General features: G+C 36.3%; 10 protein-coding genes. 8 read left to right on the top strand and 2 right to left on the bottom strand.

Annotated elements, in window-relative coordinates:
- Nucleotides 1-109 precede the first annotated feature (109 nt).
- Nucleotides 110-916: a 3'(2'),5'-bisphosphate nucleotidase CysQ gene (cysQ, locus tag C1721_RS12880; RefSeq protein ID WP_102408649.1), complete on the bottom strand. Its 807-nt coding sequence runs from the start codon at nucleotides 914-916 to the stop codon at nucleotides 110-112.
- 492 nt (nucleotides 917-1,408) lie between these two features.
- Between cysQ and glyA the strand changes: the two genes are divergently transcribed.
- Both glyA and C1721_RS12870 read left to right on the top strand, forming a co-directional pair.
- Nucleotides 1,409-2,689 (top strand): serine hydroxymethyltransferase, encoded by a 1,281-nt coding sequence (gene glyA, locus C1721_RS12875; protein WP_102408648.1) that lies wholly within the window; start codon nucleotides 1,409-1,411, stop codon nucleotides 2,687-2,689.
- A 114-nt stretch (nucleotides 2,690-2,803) separates the two neighbouring features.
- Nucleotides 2,804-5,152 carry a family 20 glycosylhydrolase gene (locus C1721_RS12870; RefSeq protein WP_102408647.1) on the top strand — a complete coding sequence of 783 codons (2,349 nt, stop codon included), beginning with the start codon at nucleotides 2,804-2,806 and terminating at the stop codon, nucleotides 5,150-5,152.
- 125 nt (nucleotides 5,153-5,277) lie between these two features.
- Here the strand turns inward: C1721_RS12870 and C1721_RS12865 are convergent, their stop codons facing one another.
- A complete protein-coding gene (locus C1721_RS12865; protein WP_102408646.1) occupies nucleotides 5,278-7,764 on the bottom strand; it encodes an alpha-L-arabinofuranosidase C-terminal domain-containing protein in 2,487 nt (828 codons plus the stop codon).
- Between the two features lie 182 nt (nucleotides 7,765-7,946).
- Between C1721_RS12865 and C1721_RS12860 the strand changes: the two genes are divergently transcribed.
- The 6 genes from C1721_RS12860 to C1721_RS12835 are packed head-to-tail and all read left to right on the top strand — an operon-like array spanning nucleotide 7,947 to nucleotide 15,111.
- Nucleotides 7,947-8,309: a response regulator gene (locus tag C1721_RS12860; RefSeq protein WP_102408645.1), complete on the top strand. Its 363-nt coding sequence runs from the start codon at nucleotides 7,947-7,949 to the stop codon at nucleotides 8,307-8,309.
- A complete protein-coding gene (locus C1721_RS12855; RefSeq protein ID WP_420872736.1) occupies nucleotides 8,306-9,481 on the top strand; it encodes a sugar transferase in 1,176 nt (391 codons plus the stop codon). Before C1721_RS12860 ends, C1721_RS12855 begins: the two co-directional genes overlap by 4 nt.
- Complete coding sequence (locus tag C1721_RS12850) at nucleotides 9,474-10,265, top strand: TolC family protein (RefSeq protein ID WP_416277240.1); 792 nt, start codon at nucleotides 9,474-9,476, stop codon at nucleotides 10,263-10,265. Before C1721_RS12855 ends, C1721_RS12850 begins: the two co-directional genes overlap by 8 nt.
- On the top strand, nucleotides 10,266-12,425 hold the full coding sequence (locus tag C1721_RS12845) for a GumC family protein (RefSeq protein WP_102408643.1): 2,160 nt from the start codon (nucleotides 10,266-10,268) through the stop codon (nucleotides 12,423-12,425).
- A gap of 5 nt (nucleotides 12,426-12,430) precedes the next feature.
- Nucleotides 12,431-13,885 (top strand): O-antigen ligase family protein, encoded by a 1,455-nt coding sequence (locus tag C1721_RS12840; RefSeq protein WP_102408642.1) that lies wholly within the window; start codon nucleotides 12,431-12,433, stop codon nucleotides 13,883-13,885.
- Nucleotides 13,886-13,890: 5 nt separating this feature from the next.
- Complete coding sequence (locus tag C1721_RS12835) at nucleotides 13,891-15,111, top strand: glycosyltransferase family 2 protein (RefSeq protein ID WP_102408641.1); 1,221 nt, start codon at nucleotides 13,891-13,893, stop codon at nucleotides 15,109-15,111.
- Nucleotide 15,112 lies beyond the last annotated feature (1 nt).

Genomic DNA, 15,112 nt, shown 5'->3' with positions numbered 1-15,112 from the left:
TCCAGATGGAGTGCAAATGTAATAAGAATATCAGTAGCTGTTGACACTTTATAAACTATTTTCTCTTTTATAAATATCCAGACTAATAGATTCATTATTCAGCACAATTTCACTTTACAATAAACCACGGATTATGTAAATCTTTTTTATTATAGGATAAAGGTGTTTTCTCATCTATATGGTAAATATTACAGCCTGCGGCCCTTGCTATGGCATGTCCTGCCGCCGTATCCCATTCCATCGTAGGGGCAAAACGGGGATATATATCTGCCGAGCCTTCCGCAACCAGGCATATCTTAAGGCTGCTGCCACTGCTGATCAATGTCAAAGGTTTGCCTTGTTTACGCAAATTTTCAATAAACGCGGTGGTTTCCTCAGTCTGATGCGAACGGGAAGCTACTACTACAATGCTTTGATGAGCTAACGGGATAGGCAAACGGACGGCTTTCTGCTTTAATTCGTCTATTGAAGGCTGATTACTGCAATCCACATCTTTCAACTTATAAGCGCCTTCCGTGTCGGCGGCAAAATACAGCTCCCGGCGTACCGGCACATAGATTACTCCCAGCACAGGCACTCCCTTTGCAACCAATGCGATGTTCACAGTAAACTCGCCATTCTTTTTAATAAATTCTTTTGTACCGTCTAATGGATCTACAATCCACAAGGTCTCCCATTTTGCACGTTCTTCGTACGGAATCTCGCTCCCTTCTTCACTAAGCAACGGATATGGAGTTACCGACAAAGCATTTGCTATTAAACGATGGGCAGCTTTATCCGCACGGGTAAGGGGTGAGTTATCGGCTTTCCGTTCTATTTCAAAATCCGCTTCGGGATCTGTGTATATATCCATTATTGATTTTCCCGCATCAACAGCGGCGCGTATTGCTATATACAAATAATTGGCGTAATTCATCTTCACTTAAATTCTTTAATTGTTAAATGTGCAAATATAGTTTTTTTCGTGAACATACGCCGCATAAATAAAATCGTCCCTATGTTTTTTTAATTTCATCCCGATCGTCTTTGTCTTTGCCCCGGATATTTGTTCCATTTTGTTCCATGCTGGTGAAACTTTTGTTCCATGCTGGTGAAACTTTTGTTTCATGCTGATGGAACAACTGTTTCATGCTGATGGAACAAGTGTTTCATGCCGATGGAACAAAAAGACATATGTCTGTTAACGTTTTTAGTTGACTATATTTTGTCTTATACATAAAAGAGGTAGACTCGGTTTACACTTAATAATAAAAAGGTTGTCCTGCTTTCTTGTTTATTCAGGAAGCCAAAACCGTTATCTTACATATTTTGAAACAATTTAGCCCCGTATATAATTTTTTATCGTAAATTTGCATCGATCCTTTTTGATAAGCATAAGGATTCATTGCAATAACCAATTTTACAGGTAATGGAAAGAGACAAAATCATTTTTGACATCATTGAGAAGGAACATCAACGTCAATTAAAAGGCATTGAGTTGATCGCTTCCGAAAACTTTGTAAGCAACCAGGTTATGGAAGCCATGGGTAGCTGCTTAACAAACAAGTATGCAGAAGGTTATCCCGGCAAGCGTTACTACGGAGGGTGTGAAGTTGTAGACCAAAGTGAAACTATTGCTATTGAACGATTGAAAAAAATCTTTAATGCAGAATGGGCGAATGTCCAGCCTCATTCGGGAGCACAGGCAAATGCGGCCGTATTCTTTGCCGTATTAAATCCGGGCGATACTTTTCTGGGATTGAACCTGTCGCACGGCGGCCACCTGTCTCACGGTTCTCCAGTAAACAGTTCCGGCGTATTATATCACGCAACAGAATATAATGTAAAAGAAGAAACCGGACGTGTGGATTACGACCAAATGGAAGAAGTAGCCTTACGCGAAAAACCCAGATTGATCGTTGGCGGAGGTTCTGCTTATTCCCGTGACTGGGATTACAAACGTATGCGCGAAATCGCAGACAAAGTCGGAGCTTTGTTAATGATTGACATGGCCCACCCTGCCGGTCTAATTGCTGCAGGTTTGTTGAATAATCCGTTGGAGTATGCACACATCGTAACTTCAACTACACATAAAACACTTCGCGGTCCGCGTGGTGGTATTATCCTGTTAGGTAAAGATTTTGAAAATCCTTGGGGTAAGAAAACTCCGAAAGGTGAAATTAAAAAGATGTCTCAACTTCTGGACTCTGCCGTATTCCCCGGTATTCAGGGAGGACCGCTGGAGCACGTTATTGCCGCTAAAGCCGTAGCTTTCGGTGAAGCGCTTGAACCGGAATACAAGACTTATCAATCTCAGGTAAAAGCAAATGCCGCAGCAATGGCTAAAGCATTCATTGATAAAGGCTATAAAATTATTTCCGGCGGAACAGACAACCATAGCATGTTAATTGATTTACGCACCAAATTCCCTGATCTGACAGGTAAAGTGGCAGAAAAGGCTTTGGTTGCTGCCGATATTACCGTAAATAAAAATATGGTTCCGTTCGACAGCCGTTCCGCATTCCAGACATCCGGTATCCGCGTAGGAACTCCTGCTATTACAACACGTGGTGCAAAAGAACCATTAATGGCTGAGATCGTTGAGCTTATGGATACTGTACTAGCAGCTCCCGAATGTGACAAAACAATTACTACCGTCCGCGAAAAGGTAAACAGCATTATGAAGGAATATCCTATTTTTGCCTGGTAATTATTTATCATACCCTATTATATGAGCAGGAGGAACCTCTTCCTGCTCTACTTTTAAAAAGGCAGTAACTCTGCTTATATTAATAACAATCCATCAATATTTATTTAAAAACACATGAAGAAGCTCATTGCAACAATTTGTGCTACAAGTGCATTATGCCTTTTAGCATCCTGCAACGATTCACCGGCTAAGCAAATGCCTTACAATCAAGGCATCAATATCATTCCGGCTCCGGCAAACCTGATACAAAAGGAAGGCAGTTACAAGCTTAATAAGAAAACACAAATTTATGCTTCCACTCCGGAAGCGAAAACTGTGGCGGAATTCTTTGCTGCTAAAATGAACACTGCAACAGGCTATAATGTAACTGTCAGTGATAAAGAAACATCCGATGGTATTTCTTTAGTAATAGATGAAACTCTGGATGTAAACGACGAAGGTTATACTTTGGATGTAACGGAAAACAACGTTAATATCAAAGCTAAAACACCTCAGGGATTATTCTACGGCATGCAATCATTCATGCAATTATTGCCCGCCGAGATAGAAAGTCCGTCTGTCGTAAACGGAATGGCATGGACTGCTCCTGCCGTAACAATAAAAGACGAACCCCGGTTCGGTTACCGTGGTATGATGTTGGATGCCTGCCGTCATTTCATTCCGGTGGAAAACGTCAAGAAGCAATTAGACGTTATGGCTCTTTTCAAACTGAATCGTATGCACTGGCATCTGACCGATGACCAAGGTTGGCGTATTGAAATCAAGAAATATCCGAAACTGACAGAAATAGGTGCCAAACGTATTGATGGTGAAGGTACTGAATATGAAGGTTTCTATACACAAGAAGAAATCAAAGACATTGTCAAATATGCAGCCGACCGTTTTATTACAATCGTTCCAGAAGTTGAATTGCCGGGACATGAATTAGCTGCAATTTCCGCCTATCCCGAACTATCATGTAAAGGAGAAGCTATTACTCCTCGTATCATTTGGGGAGTGGAAGATGTAGTAATGTGTGCAGGCAAAGAAGAAACATTCCAGTTCCTGGAAAATGTCCTGTCGGAAGTTGTACCATTATTCCCCGGCGAATATTTCCATATCGGAGGCGACGAATGCCCCAAAATCAGTTGGAAAAATTGTCCTCTTTGCCAGAAACGTATTCGTGAAGAAGGCTTAAAAGGCAACGCCAAACACACTGCAGAGGAAAAGCTGCAAAGCTATTTTGTGCAGCGTATGGAAAAGGTTCTAGCTAAACAAGGTAAGAAGATTATCGGCTGGGATGAGATACTTGAAGGAGGTTTGGCTCCTACAGCAGCCGTGATGTCATGGCGCGGTGAAGCAGGTGGTATTGCTGCTGCCAGCATGGACCATGAAGTAATAATGACCCCGGGTAGTAACGGTATGTATATTGACCAGTATCAGGGAGATTACAAGATTGAGCCTGTTGCTATTGGCGGATATGATCCGTTAAGCAAAGTATATGATTATAACCCGACACCGGACACGTTGGTAGCCCAAAATAAAGATAAATTCATCAAGGGCGTTCAATGCAACGTCTGGTCGGAATATCTGTATAATACTGACTTGATGGAATACCGCATCTATCCGCGTATATTAGCTCTTTCCGAGATTGCATGGACACCGGTAGCTAAAAAGGATTACAAAGATTTTGAACGTAGAACTGAGAATGCTTATGTTCGCTTGGACGGACATGATATTAACTATCATATTCCACAACCGGAACAACCGAATGGCTCTTGCAACTTCGTAGCATTTACGGATAAAGCATCTTTGGAATTTAAAACAACCCGTCCTGTTAAAATGATCTATACAATAGACGGTTCAGAACCAACTCCTGAATCGACCGTATATGAAATGCCTATTGAGTTTACAGAGTCCGGCGTGTTGAAAATCCGTTCCGTGTTGCCTTCCGGTAAGATGAGCCCTACTCGCGTTATTACAGTTGAGCAGCAAGAACTAGCTCCGGCAAAAGAAGTAGCTAAAACAACTCCGGGTTTGAAGATGGATGTTACCTATGGTTATTTCCTTGAATCCTCACAATTGGCAGACGCAAAAGATTGGAAGAGTTCAACTATCAAGAGCTTAAGAGAAATTACAAGCGTTGAGAAAACAGACGAATCGATGCGTGGAGTTAAACAATATGGCGCTATTGCTACAGGATATATAAATATCCCGGAAGATGGTGTATATTATATTTCTTCTAACAATGAAGAAGTTTGGATTGACGGTAAGTTGTTAGTAAACAATGGTGGTGAAGTGAAACGTTTCTCCCGTCATGATACTTCCATAGCTTTGGCTAAGGGCTTGCACGAATTTAAAGTTGTATTCTTAGGACACATCATTGGAGGATGGCCTTCCAACTGGAATGACGGAGGCGTAAAACTTCGTAAAGCTGATGCTACGGAATTTTCTCCTGTTACTCCGGAAATGTTGGTATATTAAGAGAATCACCTATATAAGTTAAGGTATTTATTAATGCCCTTTACACACAGAAAAGTGTAAAGGGCATTTTTATTCTTACCTCTTCAACAATTGCTACAAAACCCGTTGTAACTACCCGGATTATATCACTCAATTACAAGTTTTACCAATGTGATGGAATTTGGAGGGAAATTGCAGATCATTGAACCTCCTAACGAAAAAGAAATATGTTTTTCTACAGGTACTATCGCATCCGGAGTGGAAAATGTATTGCCTGCTTCCGGTAAACCTGTTATTTGTATTATATCCGCTTCATTTTTAACATTCAGACCATGAATCTTTAATTCGGTCTTCTCTTCGTGTTCCGTAGTGTTTACTACTTTAAGCAAAACAGTATTCGTTTCTTTATCTAAAGTAGCAACAGAGACTAACGAAGGCAATGGCAGAAGGCTGGCTTCATGTAACAGGACGTCATCTATATAACAGCGTATCTGCTCATTTTTACATACTAATTTAACCTTATAACAACGGTTGTTTTCTACAACAAAAGGTTTAGGTGCAGCAAGAGAATCTCTTACACTTCCTGCCTGATGATACAATTCACACTTCCCTGAACCAATAGTCATTCCGATATAATTACTCTGTTCACCTGTTATTCCATTATCCCGTAAACGGAATTGTATCTGTCCACTTCCTTTTGTACGACAGACAGTTGCAGTAAACTCGCAATCATGAACAGCAGAATCTCCTATCAACAAATAATTCCAATGATTGGCATCCGGTATCAAGACTCCATCATTAACCTGCCAACCACCGGTGCGAATGGTCGCTTCATTTATTAATACCCCGTTTATTCGGGCATCTTTGATTTCATAACTATTATCAAACAGCTCTATAGCCGCCCGGCCAAAAATAACCTGTGGACGATGATATGTATCAATCTTTGTCTTCAAAACTTCATCTCCTCTATTATTAGCAAACAATTGTAACATATAATAAGAAGGAGAAGCTACAATCTGCTTATTATTAAATGCCAACAAAGCTGGACGATTGCATTCGAAATTCGCATTAGCAAAAACAGGAGCATACGCAAGTCTCTTAACCACATCCGGATTATCTTCTACCCCAATGAGGAAACAAGCTTCACCAATTGCGTCACGTAAAGTGCCAAAATCTTTTCCGGTAGCTGTCCCAAATTCTCCGATAAATACTCCGGATGAATTACGAGACCGTTTGTCGATTGCATATCGACCGTAATTAGAAATGAAAAAATTCTTATCAGAATAAAAATGAGAATCAACCCAATCTGCCCTGTTTTTCCGGGAGATAAAAGAACTGCTGATAACTGTAATATCGGGATAAACTTCCTTTATCGCATTTCTAAACAGTGTAAAACGTTTTGTATATTCCTGTCCGTAATTCTCACTACCAATTTCTATATATTTCAAATTGAATGATTGCGGATGCCCGTTTCGGGCACGCATAGCGCCATAAATAGAATCAGTGGGAGAATTGGCATATGCAATCGCATCCAGCGCATCCTTCACAAGGAGGTCCATTGCCGTTATATCTTCATACCGGGGACGCCGGCTTTGACTTGTTACTCCGCTATTTATGACATAAACAGGCTCTGCATTCAAATCTTCACACATTTGTAAATACTCATGAAATCCCATACCATTGGTAGTGCCATAAGCCCATACATTCCAAAAATGTTTCCGTTCAGCAATATCTCCGATTGTTTCTCTCCAGACCGGATAAGTTCCGGCCGTATATCCTTCTACAAAACTTCCTCCCGGAAAACGAATAAAACGAGGAGCTAGTGCTGATACTTTTTCCATCAAATCGGATCTTAAACCATTGGGGCTATCCTTCCACGTTTTTTTAGGAAATAAAGAAACAACATCCAGTCCAAAAACTGCCGACGAATCCGTTGAAATTGTCAACACTGCATTATCCGCATCCGCATTTGCAGTAAATGTATGACGAAAGCGCCTCCATCCATAAAAAGTAGAGATATTCATTACATCACTTAATACAGTAGTCTTTGATGAATCCTCCAAAGCAATATAGATTTTCTTAGGAGTAGCATTTATACCTTTTACAAACAAAGACAAATTATATTGCTCCCCTTTACGAATAGGAATGCCTTTATATCCTTCTGCAACAACCCCGCCTCTTCCGGTTATTGATGACGCGCTAACCGCCACTAACAAAGAACGACGATTCTTCTCATTAATCAAGTCTTTATTGTCAGTACATATATATGTATTAGGAGACAAACGGTGCCAGCCAGGAATCGAATCCGCTTTTATAAAAGGAATACTCCAACCATTAGGAGTAATTAAATGATTTCGGGAAGCGTCATATGCACAGTTCAGAGGGATAATGCCATCCTCAAAACTTCGATTTTGAATAAGTTCAGCATAAATTCCACCATCTATCGCATGATTAATCTCCTCAAAAGACAAACCATACAAATTTTTATTTACAGGAAAAGCTAAATTTTCCGCGTCAATAGAAATTATGGAAGTGACAGGCATTTCCGGTTTACAACTTATTAAACAAAGAAATAACAAAAAAAGATGTAAGCCCGATATATCAATCTGAGGACACACTTTAAATTTAATCATCAAAGTCAATTTTATCCTATATTTCATTTAAACGACAAATCTAATTAATTATTTTTATATACTCTTATTTTTATGACTCTCACTAATTCTTTTAAAAAACAGATTGATAACTATGGTATTTTTCAAAATATTAGTTTACATTTGCAATGGTGATATAAAAATATATACTTTAGCATTCACATATGGAGAAATCGATTCTTTTAGTTGATGATAAACCAGAAATTGCGAAAATTATCATGCTTTATTTAGCCTCATATAAAACAAAGTATGTAGAAAATCCAATTAAAGCAATAGCTTGGTTAAAAGAAGGTAATATCCCTGATATAATTATTTCAGATTTAAACATGCCCGAGATGACAGGTGAAGAATTTCTTCTATATCTAAAATCAAATGAAATGTTTAAAGACATACCGGTGTTAATTCTTTCATCTGTTGAAAGTAGTGAAAATAGAATAAGACTTTTTGAGGAAGGAGCAGAAGATTTCATCTTAAAACCGTTTAATCCGGAAGAACTAAAAGTTAGAGTAAAAAGGATACTTAGATAATGAATTACATATTTTTTGGTAACAATACACATATTGCTGATCATTTAAAGCAGATAATACATAAAGATGTATCTATATGCTCTAATAACTTACGAATAAACCATATACTTTCCAAAACCACCAAACCTAAAAGTTCTGCAATAGAATGCTGTGTATTTTTTGAAAGAAAACAAACATCCTCAGATATACAGACAATTAAACAGCTAACACAACTATATCCAAGTATATATATAATTCTGATAAGTCCTCCACTTCCCAAAGAAGAAAAATTTCCATATTTAAAAGCCGGAATAGATTGTATTATCTCTGAAGAAGTTACCCAAGAAGAAATAAATAAAATTATTTCCTTCGCAGTAACATACAAAAATAAAGTTAGTACAAACAGTAAAAATTCCGAATCCGATTTAAGTCTGTTTAAGCTACCTTTATGGAAAAGGATATTTGATATTATAACATCGTCAATAGCAATTTTATTATTATCTCCTGTTTTTATTGTTTTGGCATTAGCTATTCGCTTGGAAAGTAAAGGAAAAGTAATCTATAAATCCAAACGTGTGGGAAGCAATTTTAAGATATTTTATTTTTATAAATTCCGTTCTATGTACACGGATGCAGACCGTCGTTTAGCAGAATATAAACAACTGAATCAATATTCTTCTGAGGAAGATAATGAAAATTATATAGATCAAGAGCCTGACGTCCCGGTTAAAATATATGATGATGAGAAAAACGTGATACTTTTCTCTGATAATGACAGCACATCCGAAGGAGAATATTTGAAGACAAAGCAAACGGAACGTTCAAGTACATTCTTTAAATTAGAGAAAGATCCACGTATCACACATGTCGGTAAATTTATCCGCAAATATAGTTTGGATGAGCTTCCTCAATTGTTTAATATATTGATAGGCGATATGTCGGTTGTTGGAAACCGTCCTCTCCCACTATATGAAGCCGAATTACTCACAAGTGATGAATACATTCAGCGCTTCATGGGTCCGGCTGGACTTACAGGTCTTTGGCAAGTAGAAAGACGAGGCAAAGCAGGCAAGATGTCAGCGGAAGAACGAAAGCAACTGGATATAAAATATGCGAGTTCATTCTCTTTTTTATTAGATATGAAAATTATTTTTAAGACATTCACAGCATTCATTCAAAAAGAAGATGTTTAACAAGAGATTTATTATAATCATATTATTAATGTTCTGTACATGTTACAGCTACGGTCAGAAAAAAAAGAAAAGTTCTTTTGACCGTAGTGCAATAGTTTCTGTATCTGCGTCCAACAATGATTCTATCCAAGCTATGTTGAACGATTACGAACGCGTGCAATTACCACCTTTGTCTGTTTTCCTTCAATCTGTATACGATCATCCATCTATTCGAATATATGAAGCCAGAAGAGATGAAGCTGACGCTGAATTAAAAATAACAAAAAGAGAATGGTTGAACTATTTCCGAATCTTTGGACAATATCAATATGGTAGAGTAACCTATTTATCGACTACTTCTACAACAAATGATCCTATATATGAAAGCAGTATAGGGCGAAACCAACATATGTATAATGCCGGCATTTCTCTAAGTATACCATTAGGTGATCTTTTTGGGCAAAAACAAAAAACAAGAGCAAAAAGAGCAAGGTTGCGCCAATTGGATTACGAATATGATATTTCCATAGAAGAACGGAAATTAAGAATATTGGAAGCCTACAATCAGGTATTACAAGCTTTAGCAACGCTTAAAGCGAAATCAGATGCAGCAGCATTATATAATGCACAGATGAAAATTTCCGAACAGGATTTTATTAACGGAAGAATTGATATTATTGCATTGTCACTTGAAAGAGGTAGACGTTCATCTGCCAACATTTCATATCAGGAAGGAAGAGCAACATTACATAATGCTGTGACTTTATTGGAGATGCTTACTAATATAAAAATTATAAACAGGTAAATGGATATAACTCTCTACATATCGCGTTTCCTATATCGCATTCGATATCAATTATTGTACGGTTCTTTAGTAGTAACTGTACTGGTCATGTATTTTTCCCAGTTTTTACCAAAAACATATACTGTAAATACATCTATATATACAGGTATTGCCTCAAATTCAGGATTGGAGCCGGAAGAAAGAACAGACTGGTTATCTGTAAACAATACATTTGATAACATTGTCAATCTAACCAAGTCTAAAGGGACTTTAGAAAAAGTATCGATAAAGCTCTTGGCTCTTAATTTGATAAATGGAGATCCGGATAAAGATAATACATTTATATTAGCCAAAAATTATCGGAATCTATTGACGATAATACCTCCGGAAGTAATCAAATTAGTGGATAAGACATCTTTTGATAAAACAGTAAATAATTTAATTCAATATCAAAACGAAGACCCTTTAGGTGTTTTATATACATTATTCAATGGAAAAGCACCTTTTTATAGCTATAGCGCGCTTTCCCAAATAATTGTTAGACGATTAGGGAATAGTGACCTGATTGATATTTCTTATCAGTCTTCTGATCCGGGTATTACATTAAATACAGTAAAACTGGTAAGCGAAGAGCTACGGGTATCGTATGATAAACTACGATATAAAACAGCTGATGATATTGTCAAATACTACGAAGAAGAGCTAAGGAAGCTGAAAGTAAAACTTAATAATCTTGAGAATGCTCTTACTGAGTATAATGTACAGAATAGCGTCATTAACTATATAGAACAAACAAAAGCAATAGCTATTTCATTTACTGATTTTGAGAATCGCTATGAAAATACATTAAGACAATACCAAAGTTCCAACCAACTGATTAAAGAATTAGAAGGTTATATGGAACTACGTGCTTCATTAATTAAATCAAACGAAGAATTTATAAAAACATTGGATAAAATTTCATCTATAAATGGGAAAATAACCGAAATAGAAACATTTACCAGTGAAGAGGCCCAAGCATCCAATGAAACATTACAACAATATAGAGAAGAACTCCAACAAGCTGAAAAAAATATAGCTCAATTAACAGAGCAAATTAATACATATAAAGCAAGTAAGGAAGGGGTGGCTATAGATGAACTTGTTAATGAATGGTTAACTCAAGTAATTCTCAACATTAAATCAAAAAAAGAATTAGAAATACTTGATAAACGGAAACAAGATTTTATAAATCAATATAAGGAGTTTTCACCTATAGGAACCCAAATTAATCGTCAGGAACGGGAAATCAAAGTAACAGAAGAATCCTATTTGGAAGTTCTTCATGCTTTAAATCTCGCTAAAATGAAACAAAAGAATTTGTTATTAACATCAGCTACATTAAATACAATTTCAACTCCGACATTTCCATTGTTAAGTAATAGCAAACGTATGTTATTCACAATAGTGGCTTTTATAGGAAGTCTTATTTTCATCCTTGGACTTAACCTTGTCATTGAGTTATTAGATAGAACATTACGTGATGCAGAACGTACGAAACGTTTAACCGGGATGTCGGTAAAAGGAGCATTCACAGGTAATACTCAATTAAAATACCGTGGATATATAAAAGCTTGTAACCGTATATCGGCAGCACAAATATGTAACCAATTGAACCATCTTTTACAAAAAGATAAAACAATATATATAAACCTTTTAAGTATAGAAGAAAAGGAAGGAAAGAGTTTTGTCGCAAAATATCTTATGGAACAATGGGATGAGCAAGGTATTAATGTAAAGTATGTTCAAGCAAATAAAGATTTTCCGACAGATGCTTCATATTTATTAGCTCAGAATTTTAATATATTCTCACCTATACAGAAAAATGTAAATATTGTTTTGGTTGAACATTTATCTATCCAGACAAATAACATACCATCTGCTCTAATAGAAAATGCTGATATTAATTTATTAATAGTCAATGCACAAAAAGTATGGAAGAACAGCGATAATGAAATATTAAATTATCTACAACAGATCACAGGCAACAATACATCTATCTTTATGGTATTGAACAATGCACAACGTGATGCCGTTGAAGATTTCACAGGGCAATTGCCTCCTCAAAGTTCCATGAGAAGTTTCGCAAATCGGATTATGTATTTGGGATTAACCTCAAAAGATTCTGCCGTAAAAAAATAACAATTATGAACTATGAGGAAGTAGACATACGGCAAAGTAAATTGGTCCTAATATCCCTATTTTTGGGATTAGTGGGAATTATATTATCAATATGTATTGACAATTGGGCACTTTTAATTGGCATTACTATATTGCCTTTAGTTATAATATCGGCTATATATTCTATTAAATATCCCGTAGTATTGTTTTTTTTAATATTCACAGTAAATTACTACATATTGGGGATTACCCGTTATATAGATATAAACGGAGTCAGTTTTTTGATGGATTGCCTGATGATAGTGTTATTGATTCTTATCTGCATTCATTCCAGATTATTAAAAAATATCGATTGGAAGCATATATGGAATCCATTAACTATAGGGATGTTCATATGGATGCTTTATACACTTGCCCAAATCATTAATCCTTCCGCACAACCGGAAGCATGGTTGCTATCCAGAAATCTTATTTTTAATGGTTTTATCATATCATTGATAACTACATTGTTGTGTACAAATTATAAAACTGTAAAGATACTGATATTCTTATTATCTATATTTACTTTAACGGCCGTATTAAAAGCACTTATGCAAAAATTTCATGGTTTTGACAGTGCAGAATTACGATGGTTAAATAATGGAGGAGCTATAACACATTTGATCAATACAGGCCCCCGTTATTTCTCGTTCTTTACGGATGCTGGTAATTTAGGGTCAAATATGGGAGGAGCTGGTATTCTTTTTGGAATTATTTCTGTCCAAACAAAAAATATTCGGACTAAACTATATTATGGTATTGTTTCCATAGCTAGCATATATGCAATGTTTTTATCGGGAACACGAGGAGCTATCATAGTACCACTAGCGGGGTTATTATTGTACACTATTATTTGTAAAAATGTGAAGGCACTCATTACAGGAGGTTCTTTACTGATCTTCTTTTATGTTTTTTTCGCTTTTACAACTATTGGTCAAGGAAACACCCAAATTCGTCGTATGCGTTCAGCATTTAATCCATCAGCAGACGCCTCATTTAATGTACGTAAAGAGAATCAAGCCAAATTAGCAACCTATTTAAAAAATAAGCCTTTTGGTGAGGGATTGGGATTGTCCGGAGTAGAAAACCAAAAATTGTCTCTCCGTTTTACTACTTCTATCCCACATGATTCATGGTACGTAAAACTATGGGTGGAAACAGGAATTATTGGAGCAGTGCTTTATTTGGGCATTATATTTATTTCAATTGGAGCCGGAGCATGGATTTTAATGTTTAAAGTTACTGACCCTGAATTGAAAGCAAGATTATCGGGTTTTATATGCTGTATATTTGGATTAATACTAAGTGCATACGGAAATGCATTCTGGGGACAGTACCCAACTAACATTATTGCATTTACAGGTTTATCCCTGGTATTGAATGGCAAGTATATTAATGAGAAAATATTAACAGAATCAATAAAAAATAAAGAAGCTATTTAAACAATATGGAACAAATATATTACATAGCTACTAATTGGATTAATAACAATGAGCAATTTTACCGACTGGTAGATGCCATCATATTCTTATTATTTTTAATAGGAGTATTATATCTTTTTATTTTTGCTCTTTATTCTTTGAAGAAAAGGAGATATGTCTATCCTACGGCGAAAAAGAAATATCGCTTTGCCGTATTATTTCCTGCATATGATGAGGATAACATTATCGTAGACTCTATCCAGTCCTTCCTCATGCAAGAATATCCAAGAGAAAAATATGACATCATTGTCATATCCGATCATATGTCAGATGAGACAAACCAACGTTTGGAAGAACTGTCGGCAACAGTTATAAAAGTAGAGACACCTAGAAGCACTAAAGCAAAAGCATTACAAATTGCTACTGACTATATAGACAAGAGCGATAAAAAATATGACATCATTGTTATACTAGATGCTGACAATATTGTAAAAACGAACTATCTTGATAAAATCAATGATGCGTTTTACTCAGGCTGTTCTGCTATTCAAACACACAGAGTTGCCAAAAACCGGGATACCAACACAGCCGTATTAGATGCAGTTAGTGAAGAAATAAATAATTCTATTTTCCGTAAAGGACATACCCAACTAGGCTTTTCATCGGCTTTAATTGGTTCAGGAATGGCTTTTGAGTACGATCTATTCCGGGAAAATATTCACAAAATTGGGAATATAGGAGTTGATAAACAACTCGAAAAGTCATTGTTAATGCAAAATATATATATTGAATATTTGGAACTTGTATTAACCTATGATGAAAAGATAAGTGGTAAAGCTGGATTTTACAACCAACGTCGCAGATGGTTGGCAAATCAAATATCCAATTTATTTTCAGGCTTATCACAATTGCCTTTAGCCATTATACGAGGTAATTGGGATTATTGTGACAAATTATTCCAATGGATGATGCCTCCCCGAATCATATTATTTGGATTTATTATTTTAATAGCCTGCTTCTTTACTTTCTTTGATTGGAGTATGTCTTTAAAGTGGTGGGGGCTATTGATACTTTTGTGTATAACATTCAGCATAGCTGTTCCGGATTACTTAGTTGACAAACGTTTCACGAAAGCATTAGCAAGTCTTCCTGTTCTTTTTTTATTGATGTTTGTGAATTTCTTTAGACTAAGAGGAGCTAACAAAAAATTTATACACACCAAGCATACAAACAAAAATATGGATTAGT

This window comes from Parabacteroides bouchesdurhonensis, from assembly GCF_900186615.1.
Lineage (GTDB): Bacteria > Bacteroidota > Bacteroidia > Bacteroidales > Tannerellaceae > Parabacteroides > Parabacteroides bouchesdurhonensis.
Note: the sequence above shows the minus strand (reverse complement) of the source record. Positions and strands in the feature narration are given on the sequence as shown.